Consider the following 21,354-nt stretch of genomic DNA (forward strand, 5'->3'; position numbering starts at 1 on the left):
GCGCGTTGCAGCGCTAAACAATCCGCTGCAAGCAGTTTAGAGTGTCGAAAAATCAGGCCGGGCAGGCAATTATATGACCGATAAAAACAAGCGCAAACGCCCTCTCGTGGCTGACAAACGGTATTCGGGCAAAGCCAAGCCGAAGCCCAAGGCGAGCGCGCAGGCCAAACCAGCCGCGCGCAAGGCGGCACCCGCGCGTCGTAAGGCGACCCGAGCCAAACGGCCTCGGCGCGGGGGGATAGTTGGCTTCTTCGCCGCACTGGCCCGTTGGTTCTGGCGTTTGATCTGGACAATTACATGGCGTGTGAGCCTTGTGGCCTTCCTCGTGTTGGCCTTGGCTGTCGGCTATATCTACACCACGATCCCGCCGCTCGAAGCGTTGCTTGATGGCCGCGCGCGCGGCTCTGTCACCATGTTGGACCGCGAAGGCGATGTCTTTGCCTGGCGCGGTGACCAGTTTGGCGGCGTGGTCTCGGCTGAATCCGTCTCCAAGCACCTCAAGAACGCGGTCATCGCCACCGAAGACCGGCGCTTCTACCGACACTTCGGCGTCAGCCCGCGTGGCATCGCATCGGCGGTGCGCATCAACCTCAGTGAGGGGCGCGGCCCGCTTTCGGGCCACGGCGGTTCGACCATCACGCAGCAAACGGCCAAGCTGCTGTGTTTGGGCGAACCCTATGATGCCAGCTCGGGCATGACCGAGAAAGAGTATGAGGCCGATTGCCGTAGGTCCTCCTTAAGCCGCAAAGCCAAGGAAGCGCTCTTTGCCGTGGCGATGGAGCTGAAATACTCCAAGAACGACATTCTCTCGATCTACCTCAACCGTGCCTATATGGGCGGTGGTGCTTTTGGTGCCGAGGCTGCAGCACAGCGTTTCTTTGGCAAACCCTCGGCGGCGCTTTCCGCCTCTGAAGGTGCGATGCTGGCCGGTCTGCTGACCGCGCCCACCACGCTATCGCCCACCAACAACCTTGATCGGTCGCAAAGTCGCGCCGCCACGGTGATCCGCCTGATGGAAGAGCAGGGCTATCTGTCCGCAGCGGAGGCCGATGAAGCCATCGCCAATCCCGCACAACTCTCCGAAGCGGCCGAGGCCGAGGCCGGTGGCTACTTTGCCGATTGGGTTATGTCCTCGGGGCCAGAGTTCTTTACCCGCAACACCACCGAAGATGTCATCATCAAAACCACCCTCGACCAACGCATTCAGCGCGCCGCCGAGGACGGGCTGAAATGGATTTTTGAGAATAAGGTGAAAGACACCTCCAAGGCGCAGGCGGCGATTGTCGTCATGTCTTCGGATGGCGCCGTGCGCGCGCTGGTGGGCGGGCGCAAGACCAAGGTCGCAGGGGCGTTCAACCGTGCCACGCAAGCGATGCGTCAGACCGGGTCGGCGTTCAAACCCTTCATCTATGCCGCCGCACTCGATTTGGGCTATTCGCCCGATGACATCATCGTCGACGAACCCTACTGCCTGAACATTCCCGGATCGGGCGAATGGTGTCCCAAGAACTACACCAAAAACTTCAAAGGTCCGGTAAGCCTGACCGACGCGCTAAAGGATTCGTTGAACATCCCGGCGGTAAAGGTCTCTGAAAGCGTTGGCCGCGAGACGGTGAGTACGGTCGCCACGCAGTTCGGCATCAAAAGCGATCTGGCCGCTGGTCCGGCGCTGGCGCTTGGCGCGTCGGAAGGCACCCTGCTTGAGATGACCGGCGCTTATGCGGGCATCCTGAACGGCGGCTCGTCGGTGACGCCGTACGGTCTGGTTGATCTGCGTCTGCTGGGCGAGACGGAACCGTTGATGGGCACCGGGGGCGGTATCAACGAGCGGGTGATTCAAGAAGATGCCGCGCGCCAGTTAGTCTATATGATGGAGAAGGTGATCTCGGAAGGGACCGGCCAGCGCGCCCAGTTTGGCGGACGGCAATTGGCCGGCAAGACCGGAACCACCTCTGCCAACAAGGACGCATGGTTCGTTGGTTTCTCGGCGGATTACGTGGCCGGTGTTTGGATGGGTTATGACGACAACACGCCGCTGACCGGGGTCACGGGCGGCGGTCTGCCCGCAGAAATCTGGCGCGAAACCATGAGCCGCGTCCATGAGGGGATGCCGCTAACCGAATTGCCAATGTTGGCCCCGGCCCCGCCAAGCAATTTCACTCAAGTGCAGCCTGAACCCCAGCCGCAACCGCAGCAACCGCAACAGCCCCAAGGCGGCAACCGAGGCGGTGGTGCTGAAAACGTAATCGACCGGGTGTTGCGCGACATCTTTGGCGGCGGGAGCAGTGGCAGCGGCTCTGCCGCACCCGCGCCGGGCTTTCTCGACCGCTAACTCGGTCGGGTGCCAGACTCTCAGAAAAGGAGGGTTGGCAATAGGTTGTTAAATTAATTATGCCTTTAAGTAAGGTATGGTGCGCGAGACAACGGTGCCGGGCTGCTGACGGGGTCGAAAGGTATCGATGCAAAGCGATGTGGTAAAAAGAGGGCTGTCAGAACTGCGCAGCGTGCGCAGCCGCAGCCGGGGTCTTTATTGGGCCGTGGCCTTGTTCAGCCTTTTCGCCAATCTGCTCATGCTCACTGGTCCGCTTTATATGCTTCAGGTCTATGACCGCGTGCTCGGCTCTGGTTCAGAGGAAACCTTGATCGCCCTCTCGGTCCTCGTGGTCTTTCTTTATGGTGTGATGGGGGTGTTGGATTACACGCGCGGTCGGATCATGGCGCGGGTGGGCGCGCGGTTTCAATCCGATCTCGACCGGCGGGTGTTTGACGCAGTCGTGCGTAAATCCGCCGTGGCCCCAGATGTTAAAACCAACGCAGGTCTTGCCGATCTCGAAGCTGTGCAGCGTTTAATGACCTCGCCCGTGCTGATGGCCGCATTTGATGCGCCGTGGACGCCGATTTTCTTCGCCGCGATCTTTCTGTTCCATCCGCTGCTGGGGTGGCTGGCGGTAAGCGGTGCGGTGGTGCTGGTCGCGATCACCGTGGCAAACCAAATGCTGTCGCGCGAAAGCCAAGCGCGGGCAGGCACCGCAGGGCAGGCGGCGAATGCCATGTCAGACCAGATCAGGGTTGAGGCCGAGATGGTGCAGGCCATGGGAATGCGCGATGCGGCTTTCACGCGCTGGCAGCAGGCCCGTGGCCAGGCGCTTGAGCAGCAGGTCAGGGCCACGGATGTCGGCGGAACATTCACGGCGATGACCAAGACGCTGCGGTTGTTTTTGCAATCCGCGATGCTGGGGCTTGGTGCCTGGTTGGTCTTGCAAAATCAGATGACGCCGGGTGCGATGATCGCCGGTTCTATCTTGTTGGGGCGGGCCTTGGCGCCGGTTGAATTGGCGTTGAACCAATGGCCCGTGGTGCAACGCGGACGGGCGGGTTGGGCCAATCTCGCGCAGCTGTTGGGGGCCGTGAGGGTTGAGCCCACGCGCACCACGCTGCCCAAACCGAAAGCCAGACTGGTTGCCAAAGCGTTGACCGTTGTCGCACCGGGCGAAAAACAGGCCGCGATAAAGTCAGTGAACTTTGTTGTAGAGCCGGGGCAGGCGGTGGGTGTCATCGGCCCCTCGGGTGCGGAGAAATCAACACTGGCCCGCACGATCACCGGCGTCTGGCAGCCTGCGGGGGGCACAATCCGTCTGGATGGGGCCGCGCTTGAGCATTACGGAAGCGAGACGCTGGGACGGCATATCGGATACCTGCCGCAGAGGGTGCAATTGTTCGACGGTACCATCGCTGAAAACATTGCCCGGCTGTCACCCGACCCCGACGATGCAAAGGTGGTCAAAGCCGCCAAAATGGCTGCGGCCCATGAGATGATCCTCGAATTCCCTCAAGGCTATGACACCCCCATTCGCGCGGGCCAAATACGGCTCTCTGGGGGGCAGATGCAGCGCATCGGGCTGGCGCGCGCGCTTTATGATGACCCGGTGATTATTGTGTTGGATGAGCCGAACTCGAACCTCGATAATGTCGGTTCTCAGGCGTTGAACCATGCGATCCGGCAGATGAAAGCCAGCGGGCGCTCGGTGTTGATCATGGCGCACCGCCCGGCGGCCATTCAGGAATGTGACACGCTCTTGGTGCTCGACAACGGTATGCGCAAAGCCTTTGGCCCCAAGGACGAAGTGCTGGCCGAAATGGTGCAGAACCACCGCGAAATCAAACAGGCGCCCGCGCATTCCGGGGGGGTGGCATGAGCGATCAGTCTGACAAACGTTGGTCGGCAACACGGCCCTTGATCCTTGGGTTTCTGGGGCTGTTCGTGCTTTTTGGTGGGTTCGGCACATGGGCCATGACCAGTCAAATCACTGGGGCTGTGGTCGCGTCAGGCCGGATCGAAGTCGACCGAAATCGGCAGATCGTGCAGCATGAAACGGGCGGCGTGGTGGCAAAAATCTTGGTGGATGAAGGCGATAGCGTCGCCGCTGGGGATGTTTTGTTGCAGCTTGACGCAGAGCAGTTGACCTCGCAGTTGGCCATCATTGAGGGGCAACTTTATGAGCTCATGGCCCGCCGGGGACGTTTGGAAGCGCAGCGTGACGAAGCCGAAGAAGTTGTCTTTGACAAAGAGTTGAACGCCGCGGCGTCTGCAAACCCGGATGTGCAGGAACTGGTGGATGGCCAGCGCAACCTGTTCGACGCGCGCCGCGTCAGCGTGGCCCAAGAGCTTGAGCAATTGGGCAAACGCCGGGCGCAGATCAATGCGCAGATACGCGGGGTCGATGCGCAGGAAACGGCGCTTGCCCGGCAGTTGGAACTGATCGAAGAAGAGTTGGGCAATCAGCAGTCGCTGCTGGATCGCGGGCTGACGCAAGCCTCTGCCGTCTTGAACCTGCAACGCGAACAAGCCCGGCTTCGCGGGCAGATCGGCGAACTCTCAGCGCAAAAGGCGCAGTCGCAGGAACGCGTGACAGAGATCGATATTGAGCGGCTCAAGCTGCGCTCGGCCGGCCGCGAAGAGGCGATTACCCAACTCCGGGATCTGCGTTATCGAGAATTGGAGATCGCCGAACAGCGCCGCGCGCTTAAGGGTGAAATCGACCGGCTCTATATTCGCGCACCGGTGTCAGGGGTGATCTATGCCATGCAGGTGCAGACCCCACGCTCGGTCGTGCGCGCGGCGGAGCCGTTGATGTACCTCGTCCCCCAAGATCGCCCGCTGATCATCGCCTCACGGGTGCAAACAATTCATATTGATCAAGTCGCCGTCGGGCAGGAAGTGAACCTGCGCCTGTCCGCTTTGAACCAACGCACCACGCCGGAATTGGTGGGGAAAGTCTTGCAGGTTTCAGCAGATTCCATTGAAGATGACGCCACTGGCCAGACCTACTACCGCGCCGAGATTGCGCTTAACCCCGGCGAGACGGACAAACTGGAAGAGGGCACGATCCTGCTCCCCGGCATGCCCGTAGAGGCGTTCATCCGAACCGGCGAACGTACTCCCATGGCCTATCTTCTCAAGCCGATGGCAGATTATTTTGCCCGTGCTTTCCGGGAAAGCTGAGACACTGGGCTGGGGGATCGGCAAAGGGGCTTTTCCTCGGGGCGGCGGGCGGTTAGCGTCCGGTTAAACTCTAGCCAAAGGAAACCGCCATGTCCCTGACCGCCCGCCTTGCCGAGCTCGGCATCACTCTGCCCGACGCGCCCGCACCTGCCGCGAACTATGTGCCCTTCGTGGTCACTGGCAATACGGTCTATGTCTCGGGCCAGATCTCCAACGGGCCCGATGGGTTGATCACCGGGCGTTTGGGCGATGGCATGGATGTCGAGGCCGGGGCCGCCGCCGCGCGCAGCTGCGCGTTGAGCCTTTTGGCGCAGGTTCGTGCGGCCTGTGACGGCGATCTGGATCGGCTTAAGCGGGTGGTGAAATTGACCGGTTTTGTGAACTCCACCGCTGATTTCACCGACCAGCCCAAAGTCATCAACGGCGCGTCCGATTTCATGGTCGAGGCTCTGGGCGACACGGGCCGTCACGCCCGCTCGGCGGTTTCTGCCGCATCGCTGCCACTGGGCGTTGCTGTCGAAATCGAAGGCATCTTTGAAATCGAATGACCCTTCCTAAGGCCTTTCTGAACACCCCGCTGGCGCACCGCGCGCTGCATGAAGTGACCGCCGGACGGCCCGAAAACAGCCGTGCGGCGGTGCGTGCGGCGGTGGAGGCGGGTTTCGGGATCGAGATTGACCTGCAACTTAGCGCCGATGGCAAAGCGATGGTCTTTCACGACTATGGGCTGGAGCGATTGACCGCAGAGCGCGGTGCGGTCCGGCTGCGCGAAGCAAGCGCCCTTGCGGCGATCCCGTTGAAAGGCGGCGATGAGGGGATCCCGACGCTTGAGGAAATCCTCGATCTTGTGGGGGGGCGCGTGCCACTGCTGGTGGAGTTCAAGGATCAAGACGGTGGCATGGGGCCGGACGTGGGCCCGCTTGAGGCGGCCGCTGCCAAGTTGATTGGCAGCTATCGCGGTGATCTGGCGGTCATGTCGTTTAATCCGCATTCGGTGCGCGAACTTGCGCGCCTGCTGCCCGACGTGCCGCGCGGATTGACCACCAGCGCCTACCGCCCCGACGAATGGCCGTTGCCCGCGCAAACTTGCGACAGGCTGCGTGGGATTCCCGATTATGCCGGGAGTGGTTCCTGTTTCATCAGCCATGAGGCTGACGACCTGAGCCGCCCGCGCGTGGCGGAGCTAAAGGCCGCAGGGGCGGCGGTGCTCTGTTGGACGATCCGCAGTCAAACAGAGGAAGACATCGCGCGTCAGGTGGCGCAGAACGTGACCTTTGAGGGCTATCTGCCGCAACCGCGCCCTTGATCTGCGGGGCCAAGGCCACACATAGGACGCAAGGCAGGCAAGGCTCAGATGAACGCGCAGGAAATCGAGATTACGGTGGTGCCGGAACTGGCACAGATCGGCCAAGAGGAGTGGGACGCATGCGCCTGCCCTGAGGCCGCAGAAGGCGCGCGGCCGCGCGATCCCTTCACCACCTACCGTTTTCTTTCAGCGCTAGAGCGGAGCGGATCAGTTGGCCCCGGCACGGGCTGGCAACCGCAATATCTGATAGCGCGCCTCGCAGGCCAGGTGATTGCCGTGGCCCCGATGTATGCCAAATCGCACAGCCAAGGCGAGTATATCTTCGACCACAACTGGGCGCATGCCTATGAGCGCGCGGGCGGGCGGTATTACCCTAAACTGCAGATCGCTGTGCCGCACACCCCCGCCACCGGGCGGCGTTTCTTGGTGCGGCCTGAGTTTGAAGAGACGGGCACCGCAGCGTTGGTTCAGGGCGCGGTGCAGCTGACCGACAACAACGCGCTGTCGTCTTTGCATGTCACCTTTTGCACCCAAGAAGAGGTCGCGCGGGCGGAGGGCTTGGGCCTTATGAGCCGCAAGAGCCAGCAGTTTCACTGGCACAACCGCGACTACGCCGATTTTGACGGTTTCCTCGCCAGCCTGTCCTCGCGCAAGCGCAAGAACATCCGCAAGGAACGCGCGCAGGCGCAGGATTTCGGCGGCAGCATCCACACGTTCACCGGAGATCAGATTGAGCCGGAACATTGGGACGCTTTTTGGCAGTTCTACCAAGACACCGGCGCGCGGAAATGGGGCTCGCCTTACCTCACGCGTGAGTTTTTCGACCATGCGCAAGAAAGCCTGCGCGACGATATTGCGCTGGTGCTGGCCGAGCGCGACGGGCGTTGGATTGCTGGGGCGCTAAATTTCATCGGTGCAGAGACGCTTTTTGGCCGCTACTGGGGCTGCACCGAGCATCACCCCTTTTTGCATTTCGAACTGTGCTATTATCGCGCGATGGATTTCGCCATCGCGCATGGGCTTTCCCGTGTCGAGGCGGGCGCGCAGGGCGAGCACAAGCTCGCGCGGGGCTATCTGCCGTCGCCAACGTGGTCGCTTCATTGGATGCGCGACCCCGGCTTTGCCTCTGCCGTGGGTGAATATCTACAGGCCGAGCGTAACGCCGTGGATGAGGAGATCAGCGTGCTGACCGACTACGGCCCCTTCAAAAAGACGACGATCGAGGAACAAGAATGACCGAGAGATTAAGCATCGAGACCCGCAAAACCCTTCTGCAACCGCTGTTCAACACCGGTTGGGAAATGGTCGAAACCCGTGATGCGATCCACAAGACGTTCAAGTTCAAGGATTTCGCCGATGCCTTTGGTTGGATGACAAGGGTGGCTATTTGGGCGGAAAAATGGAATCACCATCCCGAATGGAGCAATGTTTACAGCCGTGTGGAGGTAACGTTGATCACCCATGACGTAGACGGGCTTAGCTCGCTTGATGCGAAACTGGCGCGTAAGATGGATGGTCTCTTTGGGGCCGGGAACGACTGACGGAGAGACCGGATGGAAGATTTGATTGAAACGGAACTGTGGCAGGGCAAGACGATCGCCGATCTGCTGACGCTCGAATTTCTTGCCAGCGCGGCGGGATCGGTGATTGGCGCGATCGTTATTCTTCTGCTGGGCTGGATCATTTCCAGTTGGCTACAGCACCGGGTGGAGAACCTTGGCAAGCGGCACAAGCATCTGGACGAGATGTTGTTCGAATTCCTCGCCTCCATCGTGCGCTATGTGGTGCTAGGCTTCACAATTCTCTTTGTGCTCAATACCTTCGGGGTCAAGACGACCTCGGTCGTGGCGGTCATCGGTGCGGCGGGTCTGGCGATTGGTCTGGCGTTGCAAGGCACGCTGTCGAATGTCGCGGCAGGCGTTATGCTGATCCTGTTCCGCCCGATCAAAATCGGCGATTTTGTGGTCATCGCCAGCGAGATGGGCACAGTCAAACAGATCAACCTGAACTACACGGTGCTGGCTGACCTCAGCAATGTGCAGGTCATCGTGCCGAACTCCGAAGTTTGGGGCAATGTGATCACCAACTATTCCGTCAACCTGACACGCCGCGCGGAGTGGACCTTTGGCGTGGGCTATGGGGCGAACCTCAAGACTGCTGAAGAGATCATTCGTAGCACCATCATGGAGGATGAGCGCGCCCATACGGATCCTGAGCCCTTTATTCAGGTGAACAACCTCGGCGACAGTTCTGTGGATTTCTTGGTGCGGGTTTGGTGCAGTGCCGGGGACTACTTTGCCTTCAAGGCCGATATGACCCGCAAGGTCAAAGAGGCGCTGGATGAGGGTGGTGTCGACATCCCATTCCCCACGCGCACCATCGTGCAGGCTGCTGCGGAGTAGGTCTTCGCCCCTGCTGGACCTTGCAGGGCACGCCTAGTTTGCAAAACGCCCGGCCAATCTGGCCGGGCGTTCTTGTTTTTACATATTGTCCAGCAGCGCCTCACCGCCGGAAATCTCGCATGTGCCGGGGCTTTCTTCGGGCTGCCAGAGGGTCACCTTGCCGTCATCGACCAGCATCGCATAGCGCTTGGACCGGCCGACCAGCCCCGCACCTTCGGCGTCGAAATCCATGCCGATGGCGCGGGTGAATTCGCTGCTGGCGTCGGCCAACATGGTGATCCCGGCCTCACTCGCGCCGGTCGCCTCGCCCCACGCTTTCATCACGAATGGGTCGTTGCAGGAAATGCAGATCACCTCATCCACGCCTTTGGCGTCGAACTGATCCTTGGTGCGCACAAAGCTGGGTACATGGGCGGAGTGGCATGTTGGGGTGAAAGCGCCTGGCACGGCAAAGACAACAACCTTGCGGCCTTTGAGCTTGTCGGCCATTTGCACCGGCTCGGGCCCATCTGCGCCCATCTGAACCAGTTTTGCGTCGGGCAGTGTCGAGCCTTGAGAAATCGTCATGGAATAGCCTCTCCTGTCATTGCGGTTGTCTTGGAGCCAGATATAGGCTTTGACCGCGACTGAAACCAGATCAATCGGGGGTAGGCAGATGCAGCATGTGGTGGTGATCGGAGCCGGGCAGGCGGGGGCCTCTTGCGTGGCGAAACTGCGCAATGGCGGGTTCGAGGGGCGGATCACGCTGATCGGTGCCGAGCCTTGCCCACCCTATCAACGCCCGCCGCTGTCCAAGGGATACCTGCTGGGGGAGATGACGCTGGAGCGTCTGTTTCTGCGGCCTGAGGCATTCTATGCCGACCAAGGGATTACGCTCAAAACCAACTGCCGCGCCACCGCCATTGACCCCGAGGCGCGTGTTCTTTCCACATCCGATGGCGAGATCGTCTACGACGAACTGGTGCTGACCACCGGCTCAGTCCCGCGTCAGCTGCCTGCGGCGATTGGTGGGGCGCTTGAGGGCGTTTTCACCGTGCGCGATTTGGCGGATGTCGATGCGATGGCCCCGTGTTTCGTGAAAGGCGCGAAAGTGCTGATCGTCGGCGGTGGCTATATCGGGCTGGAGGCCGCGGCGGTCGCCGCCAAACTGGGGCTTGAGGTGACGCTGGTGGAAATGGCTGACCGCATCCTGCAACGGGTCGCAGCGCCCGAGACCAGCGACTATTTTCGCGCTCTGCATGAGAGCCACGGCGTGAGCTTGCGCGAAGGTGTTGGCCTAGATCGGCTGTTGGGTGACACTCAAGTCACCGGCGCACGGCTGAGCGACGGGACAGAGATCGCCGCCGATTTCGTCATCACCGGTGTGGGCATTGAGCCCGATGTCGTGCTGGCAGAAGCCGCGGGGATTAAGATCGAAAACGGCATCAAAGTCGACGCGCAGGGCGGCACGAGTGTACTGGGCATCTGGGCGGCAGGGGACTGCACTTCTTTCCCCTATCGCGGCGGGCGCATCCGGTTGGAAAGCGTGCCGAACGCCATTGATCAGGCCGAAGTCGTCGCGGAAAACATCCTTGGCGCGGGCAAAGAATATGTCGCCACGCCGTGGTTCTGGTCCGACCAATATGACGTAAAGCTGCAAATCGCCGGGCTAAACGCAGGCTATGACCGTGTGGTGAGCCGCCGGGGCGACGGCAGCGCGTCCTTCTGGTACTACCTCGGTGACACGTTGTTGGCCGTTGATGCCGCGAACGACCCACGGGGCTATATGGTCGGCAAACGGCTGATCGAGGCGGGCAAATCGCCCGACCCGGCCTTGATTGCCGACCCTGCGACCGACCTCAAGGCGCTGCTCCGGCCATGAGGATCATCGCCGGGAAATACCGTGGTCGTCCGCTAGCGGCGCTTGGCAAGGGCGACGCCGGAGCGCATTTGCGCCCAACCTCGGACCGGGTCCGCGAGAGCCTCTTTTCAATGTTGACCCATCACGATGTGATCCAAAATGCGCGGGTGCTTGATCTGTTTGCAGGGACCGGCGCGCTTGGGTTCGAAGCGCTGTCGCGCGGGGCCGCATCCGTTTGTTTCGTCGAAAATGGCCGTACCGGGCAACGTCTGATCAGTGAAAATACCCGCACGCTTGGGGCTGAGGCTGAAACCCAGCTGCTGCGCAACGACGCCACGCGGCTCGGCCCGTGGGCGCAGGGCGCTTTCGATCTGGTCTTTCTAGACCCGCCTTATGGCAAGTCCATGGGGCAAAAGGCGCTCGTCGCGGCTGCTGAAGGCGGCTGGCTTGCCCCCTGCGCCATGATCGTTTGGGAGGAAAATACCCCCATGCACGCACCCGAGGGATTCGCCCGGATCGATACGCGGAAATATGGCGATACCCATGTGACCCTGCTGGAAAGAGCAGCGAACTAACGACTTTTTAACCCATACAACCCCTCTTTAAGTGTGCTCTTGTCTTTTCCGACTAATTAAGTCACCTATTGCCCGAAGGCCCGTCGCAGGTCGTGTCGGTGCCAAAGTGATAGTTAAGGAAGGACATTCGATGCGCCTCAAAGCGACTACGGCCATTGCGCTGATCACATTCGCCGCCGCTCCGGCATTTGCCCAAGATAAGGCTGAGGTGCTTGGCACCTATGCCGACATCGCGCAGGCGGGCTACGAAGACAGCCTGACCACCGCGCAGACCCTGCAAAAGGCTGTTAACGCGCTGATCGAAACCCCCTCCGCCGAGGCTCTTCAGGCTGCGAAATCCGCATGGCTCGCCGCTCGTGTGCCCTACCAGCAGACCGAGGTTTTCCGCTTTGGCAATGCCATCGTCGATGACTGGGAAGGCAAGGTAAACGCATGGCCGCTGGATGAGGGGCTGATCGATTACGTTGATGCCTCCTATGGCGGTGAAACGGATGAAAACCAACTGGCGGTACTGAACGTCATCGCGAACCCTAATTTCACGCTGGGCGGGGAAAAGGTGGATGCCTCCGCGATCACGCCAGACCTGCTCGAAGGGCAGTTGCATGAGGCAGGCGCGGTCGAGGCCAATGTCGCGACCGGCTACCACGCCATCGAATTTCTGCTTTGGGGCCAAGACCTGAACGGCACTGATCACGGCGCGGGCAACCGTCCTTGGACGGATTACGCGACCGGCGAAGACTGCACCGGCGGCAACTGTGACCGTCGCGGCCAATACTTGAAAGCGGCGACCGATCTCTTGGTCAGCGATCTCGAATGGATGTCCGGCCAGTGGGCCGAAGGTGGTGACGCACGCGCCGCCGTGCTCGAAGACGAAGACGCCGGGATCAACGCGATCCTGACCGGCATGGGCTCGCTTTCCTACGGCGAACAAGCTGGTGAGCGGATGAAACTGGGCGTCATGCTGAACGATCCCGAGGAAGAGCATGATTGCTTCTCGGACAACACCCACAACAGCCACTACTACGATGGTTTGGGCGTCCGGAACGTCTATTTGGGTGAATATCTGCGCGTCGATGGCCGCGTGGTGTCCGGCGCGTCGCTGTCCGATCTCGTCGCCAGCGCCGATGCCACCGTCGACGCAGACCTGCGCGCGGGGCTGGATGCTTCCATGGTGGAACTGGGTCAGATCAAGACCGCCGCCGAAGCGGGTTTCAGCTATGACATGATGCTAGAGCGGGGCAATGCCGAGGGCGAAGCGCTGATCATGAGCGCGGTCGATGCGCTGGTCAACCAGACCCGCGCGATCGAGCGGGCCGTGACCGTTTTGGGCGGTGATGAGATCGCCTTTGAAGGGTCTGACAGCCTCGATGCGCCGGACGCGGTTTTCCAATAAATTAACCTCCCCCCCGAGCCGCATTTGGGGCCGGGGGGATACGGAACGACGGGCGCGCCGAATGCCGTGCCCGTCGTTCCAAGAACCAAGGCTGCCGTCATGCGTTACTTAATCCAACTTCTTTTGGCCACTGCTGCCACGACAGCCTTCGCCGCTCCGCCGGACCTTGATGCGCCGCATCTGAATGTGATCCCCCGCACCGCCGAAGAGGCCGCCCGGATTGCCACAGTGACGGCCCCCGCGACCGAATTCGACAGGCCCGAACCCTTCGAGACGAACCCCGCAGGTGCCGCCACGGTCAGCCCGCGCGGCAATGCCGATACGTTCTCGCTACCTTCGGGCAACATCCCCTTTGAGCGTGAGTTGGACTTCAAAGTGGGCAACGGGCTGTTCAAAAAGCTTTGGGTGTCGTCGCCGTCCTCCACCCTTGCCTCTGATGGGTTGGGGCCGCTGTTCAACGCGCGCTCTTGCCAGCGGTGCCATCTGAAAGACGGACGCGGCCACCCACCCGAGGGGCCAGAGGATGACGCGGTATCGATGTTCCTGCGCATCTCGGTCCCCACCACCCCCGAAGAGGCGATGAGCGAGATCGAGGCGTTCTTGCTGTCGGTGGGGGATAGCACCCCACGCACGCGGCCCGATCCGGTCTATGGTGGCCAACTGCAAGATTTCGGGACGGCAGGGCATCCGGCTGAATACCGGCTGGATGTGCGCTATGAAGAGGCGAAAGTCGCCCTATCCGACGGCGAAACAGCCAGCCTGCGCCGCCCCACCTACAGCGCCGAAGACCTCGGCTATGGCCCCTTGGCCGAGGGCGCAATGCTCAGCCCGCGTGTGGCACCGCCGATGATCGGCTTGGGCCTGCTTGAGGCGATCCCAGCGGCTGATATTCTGGCCCTCGCAGACCCCGAAGACGCCGATGGCGACGGTATCTCAGGCCGCGCGCAGATCGTCTGGTCGTTTGAGCACGCGCGCCCGATGCTGGGCCGTTTCGGCTGGAAATCCGGGGCACCGACGATCCGCGAACAATCCGCCAGTGCCTTTGCCGGCGACATCGGGATTTCCTCTCCGATCTTCGACGCAGCTTGGGGCGATTGCACTACCAAGCAGACCACCTGCCGCGCCGCGCCGCATGGCGATGGCGACGCGCGGGCTACAGAGATCGACGCCGAAGGGCTTGATCTGGTGACCTTTTACAGCCGCAACCTCGCCGTGCCCGCCCGCCGTGATGTCTCAGCACCCGAGGTGCTGCGCGGCAAGGCGGTGTTCTATGAAGCGGGCTGCACCTCCTGTCATCAGCCGAAATTCGTGACCGAACGGCTGGAGGATCAACCCGAGCAGAGCTTCCAACTGATTTGGCCGATGACCGACCTTTTGCTGCATGACATGGGCGAAGGGCTGGCCGACAACCGCCCCGAGGGCCGCGCGAATGGGCGCGAATGGCGCACCGCGCCGCTCTGGGGGATTGGCTTGACCGAACAGGTCAACGGGCATACCCAATTCCTGCACGACGGGCGCGCGCGATCCTTGCTCGAAGCGGTGCTCTGGCACGGCGGTGAAGCACAGCCCGCCCGCGATGCCGTGGTAGAGATGCCCAAAGCCGACCGCGACGCCCTGATCCGCTATCTGGAGAGCCTCTGATGCGCAGCCTTCTGACCGCCACCTTCCTGTTGTCCGCCGCCCCCGCCCTTGCCGGGGTGAGCGAGGTGATCAACGATCACGCCCTCCCGGGAACTGCCCGCTTCGCCGAGGCAACCGCCGCTCTCGACAGCGCCGCGCAGGCGGATTGTACCAGCGCGGCACTGCAGCCTTCCTATCAAGATGCCTTCGATGCGTGGCTCGGTATCGCGCATCTGACCCTTGGGCCGTTGGAAGAGGACGGGCGCGGGCTGGCCATCGCCTTTTGGCCAGATGCGCGCGGCTTGGTAGGGCGCAGCGTGGCGCGATTGGTGGCCGACGAAGACCCGATTGCGACAAGCGGGGACTACGCCGAAGTATCGATCGCCGCGCGGGGGCTCTTTGCGCTGGAACGGCTGCTTTATGACGAAGGTTTCGCAGACTACGCGACTGGCAGCTATAGCTGCGCGTTGGTCCGTGCGATGTCTGCCGATCTGGCCGTGCTGGGGCGCGAGGTCGCCACCGATTGGCGTGAGGATTTCGCCGCCACGCTCAGCAGCGCCGGGGAGGCGGGCAACAGCCGTTTCCTCAGCCCGCGCGAGGCGTCACAGGCGCTTTACACCGCCCTTGCCACGGGGTTGGAGTTCGTCGCCGACCAACGCTTAGGCCGCCCGATGGGCAATTTTGACGCCCCCAAACCGCAGGTGGCCGAGGCGCGGCGTTCTGTCCGTAGCTTGCGCAATGTGGCGCTGTCGCTCGAAGCGTTGCGGGACTTTGCCCGCACCCTGTCGGATCAACCGACGCCCGAAACCGACGCCGCCTTTGACCGCGCGCTCACCGCCGCCCGCGCTTTGGAAGACCCGGTCTTTGCCGGGGTGGCCGACCCGCTGGGCCGCATCAGGGTCGAGGCTTTGCAGAATGATGTGCGCGCCGTCTTGGAAACGGTGGGCGAGGAGATCGCCCCGGCACTTGGCGTCACGGTCGGGTTTAACTCGGCGGATGGTGATTGATGCCCTCACGCCGCCACTTCCTCGCCGGTTTGGCTACTGCCACTGGCCTGCCGCGTATGGGCTGGGCCGCCGCTGGTAGCCCTGCCTACCTTGCCGCCGCGCGCGACCCTTCCGGGGCCTATGCGCTTTTCGGCTTGGACGGGACCGGCCACGACATTTTTCGCATTCCGCTGCCTGACCGGGGCCATGCGGCTGCGGCGCATCCGACAGCGCCCGAAGCCGTGGCCTTTGCCCGTCGACCGGGGCGGTTTGCACTGGTGATTGACTGTGTGCAGGGCCGCGTATCCCATCGGCTCGACGCCCCGGAGGGGCGGCATTTCTACGGACATGGGGCGTATCTTAAGGGCGGGGCCATCCTTGCCACCAGCGAGAATGAGATCGACACGGGCGAGGGGCGTATCGGGCTGTGGTCCCGCGCGCAGGGCTATGCCCGGATCGGAGAGATCGCCTCGGGTGGGATCGGCCCGCATGAAATCCGCCGCTGGGCCGAGGATGTGCTGGTCGTGGCCAATGGCGGCATTCGCACCCATCCCGACAGCGGGCGGGAAAAGCTGAACATCGAAGATATGCAGCCTAACCTGTCCTATGTCAGCCTCTCGGGCGAGATGCTGGAGCAGGTTGAACTGCCCGATGACCTGCACCTCAACTCGATCCGCCATTTAGCGCTGGCCCCTGACGGGCAGGTGGCTTTTGCAATGCAATGGCAGGGGGAGCCGGGCGATGGCGTGCCGCTGTTGGCGCTGCACCGGCGCGGGCAGTCGGCGATCCTTGCTGAGGCCGATCTGGCCGAGCAAATCGCCATGGAAGGCTACGCAGGCAGCGTGGCATTTGCCGCAGATGGTAAATCCGTCGGCATCACGTCACCGCGCGGGGGAAGACTGCATGTCTTTGATGAAACAGGCGGATTCCTCGCCAGCCACCGCCGCGCCGATGTCTGCGGGTTGGCGCCGGGCCGGGGCGGGTTCGTCGCCACGGACGGACTGGGCGGTATCCTGTCGCTACAGGATGCGACGCTTTCGGGGCTTACCACGGCCACGCGGGCTTGGGACAACCATCTGGTTGCGATCGACGCATAGGCGGGCGGGGGCAATGCCCCCGTCGCGCTTTAGTCAGTCTTATAGGTCGGGTGGAACAACCCGCCCGGCGAGAGGGTAAAGATCTCAACCCCATCTTCGGTCACGCCGACCGAATGCTCGAACTGCGCGGAAAGGGATTTGTCGCGGGTGACCGCTGTCCAATCGTCGGCCAAGGTTTTGGTCTCGGCCCGGCCAAGGTTCACCATCGGCTCAATGGTAAAGAACATGCCCGGCTCTAACACCGCGCCGGTGCCCGGACGGCCATAGTGCAGCACGTTGGGCGGCGCGTGAAAGACTTGCCCCAGACCGTGACCGCAGAAATCGGTCACGACGGACATGCGGTGGCCTTCGACAAAAGTCTGGATGGCATGGCCAATGTCGCCAAAGGTATTGCCCGGCTTCACCGCCTCAATGCCGCGCATCAGGCTGTCGTGGGTCACGTTGATCAGCCGCTCAGCCTTGCGGGGCAGCTTGCCTGCGACATACATGCGGCTTGTGTCGCCGAACCAGCCATCGACGATCACGGTCACGTCGATGTTTAGGATGTCGCCGTCTTTCAACTTCTTGTCGCTCGGGATCCCGTGGCAAACCACATGGTTCACCGAGATGCAGCTGGCGTGCTGGTAGCCCTTGTAGCCAATGGTCGCAGATTTTGCGCCGGCGGCGTTGACCTTCTCTTCGATCAGGCGGTCAAGCTCTCCGGTGGTTTGACCGGGAAAGATATGTTCCGCGATCTCGTCAAGGATCGTGGCGGCCAAACGGCCAGCCGCTTGCATTCCGGCGTGATCCGAAGGCTCGTAAATGCGAATGCCGTCGCGCGTCTGGCGGCCCTGGTGTGCGTTGTTCACCGCTCTCTCCATCCTTGTGTTCGCTCCTATTTAACGTGGCTTTCCGGCGAGGGCCAGTGCAGCTCAGCCCGTAAAGGGGATCGGTTGCGCCAGTATGACGGCTTGGGGGGTGATATGGGTGCTGATGGCGTGTATTTCCAGACCTGCGGCGCGAGCGGCAAGGGACGCGGCGGCATAGGTCGGGTCGATATCTGCCGCGAGGCGCATCTGCGTGCAGTCGGTGCGCTGTACTAGGTAAAGCAGCACGGCGCGATGCCCGGCCTCAGCCACCCGCGCCAATTCGCCAAGGTGTTTTGCCCCGCGCGCGGTCACGCTGTCGGGAAACTCCGCCAGACCCGTTTGGCGCGAGAGGGTGACTGATTTCACCTCGACATAGGCATCAGGCAGCCCATCGCCGCGCAGCAGGAAGTCGATGCGAGAGTTTTCACCGTATTTCACCTCGGGCCGCACCTCAGTATAGGCGGCGAGGGGCGCGACTTCACCCGCGATCAACGCCGCCTTCATCGCACGGTTGGGCAGGGCGGTGTCGACCCCGGTGAAATGACCGTTCTCGTGGTCGACCAGCCGCCAACCATAGTTCAGCTTTTTCTTCGGATCGTCGTTCGGCTCCAGCCAAATGCGGCTGCCCGGTTCTGCCAGCCCCATCATTGAGCCGGGGTTGGCGCAATGGGCCACCACCTCTTCGCCCGTTTCCTCAAGCGTGCAATCGGCCAGAAAGCGTTTGTAACGGCGGATCAGCCGGGCGGGGACAAGTTGGGTTTGAAAGCGCATGGGACGCGGCCTATACCGAAGGGACGCCATCCTCAAGGAGCCGCCCCCATGTCAAACCCCACCGCTGCGATGATCGTCATCGGCGACGAAATCCTCTCGGGCCGGACCCGCGACAGCAATATGCATCACCTTGCGGGGGAGTTGACGAAGGTGGGGATCGACCTGAAAGAGGTGCGCGTGGTGTCGGATGATCGCGGTGCGATCATCGCCGCCGTGCAGGCACTTTCGGCGGTTTATACGCATGTGTTTACCTCGGGCGGCATTGGGCCGACCCATGATGACATCACTGCCGACTGCATCGCCGCTGCCTTTAACCGTGATATCGACGTGCGCGACGATGCGCGCCAGATACTGGCGGAACATTACGCCCGCGTAGGGACGCAGATGAACGAAGCCCGCCTGCGCATGGCACGTATCCCCGATGGTGCCGCACTGATCGAGAACCCAGTCTCTGCCGCGCCGGGGTTTGTGGTTGAGAATGTGCTTGTCATGGCCGGGGTGCCTGCGGTGTTTGAAGCCATGGTCGCCAGTGTTTTGCCGGGGCTGACAGGTGGACAGCCGCTAATCAGTGAGACCCTGCGCATCGACCGGGGCGAGGGTGATATTGCCGGGCCTTTGGGTGCGCTGGCCGAGGAATACCCGCATCTATCGATGGGCAGCTACCCGTTCCAGAAAGACGGTATTTACGGCGCGCATGTGGTGATCCGGGGCAGCGATCCGGGGATGGTCGAAGTCGCGATGGAGAAGCTTAAGGCCGCTTTCGCATGAGTGAAGCGCGGGCGTTTTTTGATGCGGGCGACGCGACATGGCCCGCCGCGCGGCGGTTAGACCACGGGCCATGGACCCTGCGCGAGGGGCAGGGCGGCGGCAAACGTGTCTCGGCGGCGACCGCGTGCGGCGCGATTGCTGATGCCGATATTCCCACTGCCGAAGCGGCGATGCGCGCGATGGGTCAGCGCCCGCTTTTCATGGTCCGCGCTGGCGAAGATGATCTCGATGCACTCTTGGCCGCGCGGGGCTACGGCGTGGTCGATCCGGTCACTGTTCTTAGCGCTCCGATCACCCGGCTCACGGATGTACCATTGCCCCCGGTCACCGCCTTTTGCATTTGGGAGCCGCTCGCGATCATGACCGAGGTTTGGGCTGCCGGAGGGGTTGGCCCCGCGCGCCTTGCCGTGATGGACCGCGCCGCGACCAAAACCGGCATTCTGGCGCGTTGGAACGAAAAACCCGCGGGCGTCGCCTTTGCCGCCGTGCATGAGGGCATCTGCATGGTCCACGCGGTCGAGGTCTTGCCCCATCAGCAGCGCCAAGGCGTTGCCACATGGATCATGCGCGCTGCGGCACATTGGGGCGCGGCGCAAGGCGCTGACCGTCTGTCGGTGCTCTGTGTCGAGGCCAATACTCGCGCACAGGCGCTTTATGCCAAGCTGGGCTTTGCCCCGGTCGGGCGCTATCATTACCGTCAAAGCCCGGAATAAAGGAGCCGCCCATGGCCAAAGACATGCCCACCGCCCTTGATCTGCCAATGGTCGATCCGCTGCCTGAGGCGACGCAGAAATACTTTGATGTCTGTCAGGATAAGCTTGGGATGGTGCCGAATGTGCTGCGGGCCTATGCCTTTGACATCGACAAGCTCAACGCCTTTACCGGCATGTATAACGACCTGATGCTGGGCGACAGCGCGCTGAGCAAGCTGGAGCGCGAGATGATCGCGGTGGCGGTCTCCTCGGTTAACAAATGCTACTACTGCCTTGTCGCCCACGGTGCGGCGGTGCGCGAGTTGTCGGGCGATCCGCAACTGGGCGAAGCCTTGGTGATGAACTACCGCGTAGCCAAGATCACCGAAAAGCAACGCGCAATGTTGGATTTCGCCGTGAAACTGACCGAGGCGAGCGCCAAGGTTGAAGAAGCCGACCGTCAAGCGCTGCGCGATGCGGGCTTCACTGATCGGGACATCTTCGACATCGCCAGCGTGGCGGGGTTCTTCAACATGACCAACCGGGTGGCCAGCGCCACCGACATGCGTCCGAACGACGATTACCACGCGCAGGCGCGATGAGCCGCGCAGGCGTCGCTGCGGCCCTGATCGGGTTGCTGTTGGCAGCCCCGGCCACAGCATTGGAACTAGCGCTGCCCAGCACCGCGCGGATGACGGCAGAGCGTAACACCGCGCCGGATCGTTATGCCGCGCCGGTAGGTGTCTATGCTGATGGGCAGGTGGCGCGGGTTAACGTGGATGGCTCCGTGCGCCGCGCCGCTTGGCGGATGGACACGCCGGGATTGACCGCTTTGCAGGTGATGCGCCCGCTGCGGCAGCAACTCAGCGAAGCCGGCTACGACATCGTTCTCGACTGTGCCGCGCGCGAATGCGGCGGCTTTGATTTCCGTTTTGCTATTGAGGTGCTGCCGGGGCCGAATATGTACGTCAACCTACGCGCCTTCCATTTCATCACCGCCCTGCGCCGGGCGGACGATGGAACGCCGACCGAGGCGATCAGCATTCTTGCCAGCACGGCGGCGACCTCGGCCTATGTGCAGATCGTTCAGGCCCGCAGCGGCGATGCGCCTGAGGGCGAAAGCACGCCGATCACGCCGGAAGCGACGGCCGAGGTGCCTCTTGCCACCGCCACAGGCGACCTCGCCGCGACGTTAAAGGCCGAGGGGCATGTGGTGCTCAACCGGTTGGAGTTCGAAACCGGCACCTCCGCGCTTGGGGCTGGCCCCTTTGCCACCTTGGAGCGTTTGGCCGAGCTGCTAAAGGCAGACCCCGGCCTGCGCGTGGCGCTGGTGGGCCATACCGATGCGGTGGGCAGCTTGGAGGCGAACACCGTCCTCTCCCGCAAGCGCGCAGAGGCGGTGCGGGAACGCTTGGTGCAGAGCTATGACGTGGACCCTGACCGGCTGGAGGCGCGGGGCGCAGGCTATCTCGCGCCGCGCGGTAGCAACCTGACCGAAGCAGGCCGCGAAGAAAACCGGCGGGTCGAAGTGGTGGTGTTGTCTGCCGAATAGG

Annotated in this window: 21 protein-coding genes; 18 read left to right on the forward strand and 3 right to left on the reverse strand. The window is 62.3% G+C overall.

Annotated elements, in window-relative coordinates; all coding sequences use genetic code 11:
- The first annotated feature begins 73 nt into the window (after window positions 1–73).
- The 8 genes from DSM14862_RS01645 to DSM14862_RS01680 all read left to right on the forward strand — a co-directional run bounded on the left by DSM14862_RS01645 (window position 74) and on the right by DSM14862_RS01680 (window position 9,211).
- Window positions 74–2,332 carry a transglycosylase domain-containing protein gene (locus DSM14862_RS01645; RefSeq protein WP_007118664.1) on the forward strand — a complete coding sequence of 753 codons (2,259 nt, stop codon included), beginning with the start codon at window positions 74–76 and terminating at the stop codon, window positions 2,330–2,332.
- A gap of 127 nt (window positions 2,333–2,459) precedes the next feature.
- Window positions 2,460–4,196, forward strand: coding sequence for a type I secretion system permease/ATPase (locus tag DSM14862_RS01650; RefSeq protein WP_007118665.1), 1,737 nt, complete (start codon window positions 2,460–2,462; stop codon window positions 4,194–4,196).
- The gene (locus DSM14862_RS01655) at window positions 4,193–5,503 is read left to right on the forward strand and encodes an HlyD family type I secretion periplasmic adaptor subunit (RefSeq protein ID WP_007118666.1); all 1,311 of its coding nucleotides are present in this window, start codon (window positions 4,193–4,195) and stop codon (window positions 5,501–5,503) included. The genes DSM14862_RS01650 and DSM14862_RS01655 overlap by 4 nt, the downstream gene beginning before the upstream one ends.
- Before the next feature lie 89 nt (window positions 5,504–5,592).
- On the forward strand, window positions 5,593–6,051 hold the full coding sequence (locus tag DSM14862_RS01660; RefSeq protein WP_007118667.1) for a RidA family protein: 459 nt from the start codon (window positions 5,593–5,595) through the stop codon (window positions 6,049–6,051).
- Window positions 6,048–6,809: a glycerophosphodiester phosphodiesterase family protein gene (locus tag DSM14862_RS01665; protein WP_007118668.1), complete on the forward strand. Its 762-nt coding sequence runs from the start codon at window positions 6,048–6,050 to the stop codon at window positions 6,807–6,809. The genes DSM14862_RS01660 and DSM14862_RS01665 overlap by 4 nt, the downstream gene beginning before the upstream one ends.
- Window positions 6,810–6,857: 48 nt before the next feature.
- The gene (locus DSM14862_RS01670; protein ID WP_007118669.1) at window positions 6,858–8,045 is read left to right on the forward strand and encodes a GNAT family N-acetyltransferase; all 1,188 of its coding nucleotides are present in this window, start codon (window positions 6,858–6,860) and stop codon (window positions 8,043–8,045) included.
- Window positions 8,042–8,350, forward strand: a complete 309-nt coding sequence (locus DSM14862_RS01675; RefSeq protein ID WP_007118670.1) for a 4a-hydroxytetrahydrobiopterin dehydratase — start codon at window positions 8,042–8,044, stop codon at window positions 8,348–8,350. Before DSM14862_RS01670 ends, DSM14862_RS01675 begins: the two co-directional genes overlap by 4 nt.
- Window positions 8,351–8,362: 12 nt before the next feature.
- A complete protein-coding gene (locus DSM14862_RS01680; protein WP_007118671.1) occupies window positions 8,363–9,211 on the forward strand; it encodes a mechanosensitive ion channel family protein in 849 nt (282 codons plus the stop codon).
- Between the two features lie 78 nt (window positions 9,212–9,289).
- Here the strand turns inward: DSM14862_RS01680 and DSM14862_RS01685 are convergent, their stop codons facing one another.
- A complete protein-coding gene (locus DSM14862_RS01685) occupies window positions 9,290–9,778 on the reverse strand; it encodes a peroxiredoxin (RefSeq protein ID WP_007118672.1) in 489 nt (162 codons plus the stop codon).
- Window positions 9,779–9,866: 88 nt separating this feature from the next.
- Between DSM14862_RS01685 and DSM14862_RS01690 the strand changes: the two genes are divergently transcribed.
- The 6 genes from DSM14862_RS01690 to DSM14862_RS01715 all read left to right on the forward strand — a co-directional run bounded on the left by DSM14862_RS01690 (window position 9,867) and on the right by DSM14862_RS01715 (window position 16,722).
- Window positions 9,867–11,072, forward strand: coding sequence for an NAD(P)/FAD-dependent oxidoreductase (locus tag DSM14862_RS01690; RefSeq protein ID WP_007118673.1), 1,206 nt, complete (start codon window positions 9,867–9,869; stop codon window positions 11,070–11,072).
- Window positions 11,069–11,626 (forward strand): 16S rRNA (guanine(966)-N(2))-methyltransferase RsmD, encoded by a 558-nt coding sequence (gene rsmD, locus DSM14862_RS01695; RefSeq protein WP_007118674.1) that lies wholly within the window; start codon window positions 11,069–11,071, stop codon window positions 11,624–11,626. The genes DSM14862_RS01690 and rsmD overlap by 4 nt, the downstream gene beginning before the upstream one ends.
- A gap of 130 nt (window positions 11,627–11,756) precedes the next feature.
- A complete protein-coding gene (locus tag DSM14862_RS01700) occupies window positions 11,757–13,019 on the forward strand; it encodes an imelysin family protein (RefSeq protein WP_007118675.1) in 1,263 nt (420 codons plus the stop codon).
- A 99-nt stretch (window positions 13,020–13,118) separates the two neighbouring features.
- Window positions 13,119–14,660 (forward strand): di-heme oxidoreductase family protein, encoded by a 1,542-nt coding sequence (locus DSM14862_RS01705; RefSeq protein WP_007118676.1) that lies wholly within the window; start codon window positions 13,119–13,121, stop codon window positions 14,658–14,660.
- Complete coding sequence (locus tag DSM14862_RS01710) at window positions 14,660–15,646, forward strand: imelysin family protein (RefSeq protein ID WP_007118677.1); 987 nt, start codon at window positions 14,660–14,662, stop codon at window positions 15,644–15,646. Before DSM14862_RS01705 ends, DSM14862_RS01710 begins: the two co-directional genes overlap by 1 nt.
- Window positions 15,646–16,722: a DUF1513 domain-containing protein gene (locus DSM14862_RS01715; RefSeq protein WP_007118678.1), complete on the forward strand. Its 1,077-nt coding sequence runs from the start codon at window positions 15,646–15,648 to the stop codon at window positions 16,720–16,722. The genes DSM14862_RS01710 and DSM14862_RS01715 overlap by 1 nt, the downstream gene beginning before the upstream one ends.
- 29 nt (window positions 16,723–16,751) lie before the next feature.
- Here the strand turns inward: DSM14862_RS01715 and map are convergent, their stop codons facing one another.
- A complete protein-coding gene (gene map, locus DSM14862_RS01720; RefSeq protein ID WP_040700446.1) occupies window positions 16,752–17,582 on the reverse strand; it encodes a type I methionyl aminopeptidase in 831 nt (276 codons plus the stop codon).
- A gap of 51 nt (window positions 17,583–17,633) precedes the next feature.
- Window positions 17,634–18,341, reverse strand: a complete 708-nt coding sequence (gene sfsA / locus DSM14862_RS01725) for a DNA/RNA nuclease SfsA (protein WP_007118680.1) — start codon at window positions 18,339–18,341, stop codon at window positions 17,634–17,636.
- A 48-nt stretch (window positions 18,342–18,389) separates the two neighbouring features.
- Here sfsA and DSM14862_RS01730 point away from each other — a divergent pair, with 48 nt between their 5' ends.
- From DSM14862_RS01730 to DSM14862_RS01745, 4 genes are read left to right on the forward strand one after another with little or no spacing between them, the layout of a single operon-like run.
- Window positions 18,390–19,109: a competence/damage-inducible protein A gene (locus DSM14862_RS01730; protein ID WP_007118681.1), complete on the forward strand. Its 720-nt coding sequence runs from the start codon at window positions 18,390–18,392 to the stop codon at window positions 19,107–19,109.
- The gene (locus DSM14862_RS01735) at window positions 19,106–19,822 is read left to right on the forward strand and encodes a GNAT family N-acetyltransferase (protein WP_007118682.1); all 717 of its coding nucleotides are present in this window, start codon (window positions 19,106–19,108) and stop codon (window positions 19,820–19,822) included. Before DSM14862_RS01730 ends, DSM14862_RS01735 begins: the two co-directional genes overlap by 4 nt.
- 11 nt (window positions 19,823–19,833) lie before the next feature.
- A complete protein-coding gene (locus DSM14862_RS01740) occupies window positions 19,834–20,403 on the forward strand; it encodes a peroxidase-related enzyme (protein ID WP_007118683.1) in 570 nt (189 codons plus the stop codon).
- A complete protein-coding gene (locus tag DSM14862_RS01745; protein WP_007118684.1) occupies window positions 20,400–21,353 on the forward strand; it encodes an OmpA family protein in 954 nt (317 codons plus the stop codon). Before DSM14862_RS01740 ends, DSM14862_RS01745 begins: the two co-directional genes overlap by 4 nt.
- Window position 21,354 lies beyond the last annotated feature (1 nt).

It is taken from the genome of Sulfitobacter indolifex (genome assembly GCF_022788655.1).
Classification (GTDB): Bacteria; Pseudomonadota; Alphaproteobacteria; order Rhodobacterales; family Rhodobacteraceae; genus Sulfitobacter; species Sulfitobacter indolifex.

Bases quoted from the DNA above. Each gene is read 5' to 3' on its own strand.
- DSM14862_RS01645 (WP_007118664.1), top strand. From the start codon at position 74: ATGACCGATAAAAACAAGCGCAAACGCCCTCTCGTGGCTGACAAACGG.
- DSM14862_RS01650 (WP_007118665.1), top strand. From the start codon at position 2,460: ATGCAAAGCGATGTGGTAAAAAGAGGGCTGTCAGAACTGCGCAGCGTG.
- DSM14862_RS01655 (WP_007118666.1), top strand. From the start codon at position 4,193: ATGAGCGATCAGTCTGACAAACGTTGGTCGGCAACACGGCCCTTGATC.
- DSM14862_RS01660 (WP_007118667.1), top strand. From the start codon at position 5,593: ATGTCCCTGACCGCCCGCCTTGCCGAGCTCGGCATCACTCTGCCCGAC.
- DSM14862_RS01665 (WP_007118668.1), top strand. From the start codon at position 6,048: ATGACCCTTCCTAAGGCCTTTCTGAACACCCCGCTGGCGCACCGCGCG.
- DSM14862_RS01670 (WP_007118669.1), top strand. From the start codon at position 6,858: ATGAACGCGCAGGAAATCGAGATTACGGTGGTGCCGGAACTGGCACAG.
- DSM14862_RS01675 (WP_007118670.1), top strand. From the start codon at position 8,042: ATGACCGAGAGATTAAGCATCGAGACCCGCAAAACCCTTCTGCAACCG.
- DSM14862_RS01680 (WP_007118671.1), top strand. From the start codon at position 8,363: ATGGAAGATTTGATTGAAACGGAACTGTGGCAGGGCAAGACGATCGCC.
- DSM14862_RS01685 (WP_007118672.1), bottom strand. From the start codon at position 9,778: ATGACGATTTCTCAAGGCTCGACACTGCCCGACGCAAAACTGGTTCAG.
- DSM14862_RS01690 (WP_007118673.1), top strand. From the start codon at position 9,867: ATGCAGCATGTGGTGGTGATCGGAGCCGGGCAGGCGGGGGCCTCTTGC.
- rsmD (WP_007118674.1), top strand. From the start codon at position 11,069: ATGAGGATCATCGCCGGGAAATACCGTGGTCGTCCGCTAGCGGCGCTT.
- DSM14862_RS01700 (WP_007118675.1), top strand. From the start codon at position 11,757: ATGCGCCTCAAAGCGACTACGGCCATTGCGCTGATCACATTCGCCGCC.
- DSM14862_RS01705 (WP_007118676.1), top strand. From the start codon at position 13,119: ATGCGTTACTTAATCCAACTTCTTTTGGCCACTGCTGCCACGACAGCC.
- DSM14862_RS01710 (WP_007118677.1), top strand. From the start codon at position 14,660: ATGCGCAGCCTTCTGACCGCCACCTTCCTGTTGTCCGCCGCCCCCGCC.
- DSM14862_RS01715 (WP_007118678.1), top strand. From the start codon at position 15,646: ATGCCCTCACGCCGCCACTTCCTCGCCGGTTTGGCTACTGCCACTGGC.
- map (WP_040700446.1), bottom strand. From the start codon at position 17,582: ATGGAGAGAGCGGTGAACAACGCACACCAGGGCCGCCAGACGCGCGAC.
- sfsA (WP_007118680.1), bottom strand. From the start codon at position 18,341: ATGCGCTTTCAAACCCAACTTGTCCCCGCCCGGCTGATCCGCCGTTAC.
- DSM14862_RS01730 (WP_007118681.1), top strand. From the start codon at position 18,390: ATGTCAAACCCCACCGCTGCGATGATCGTCATCGGCGACGAAATCCTC.
- DSM14862_RS01735 (WP_007118682.1), top strand. From the start codon at position 19,106: ATGAGTGAAGCGCGGGCGTTTTTTGATGCGGGCGACGCGACATGGCCC.
- DSM14862_RS01740 (WP_007118683.1), top strand. From the start codon at position 19,834: ATGGCCAAAGACATGCCCACCGCCCTTGATCTGCCAATGGTCGATCCG.
- DSM14862_RS01745 (WP_007118684.1), top strand. From the start codon at position 20,400: ATGAGCCGCGCAGGCGTCGCTGCGGCCCTGATCGGGTTGCTGTTGGCA.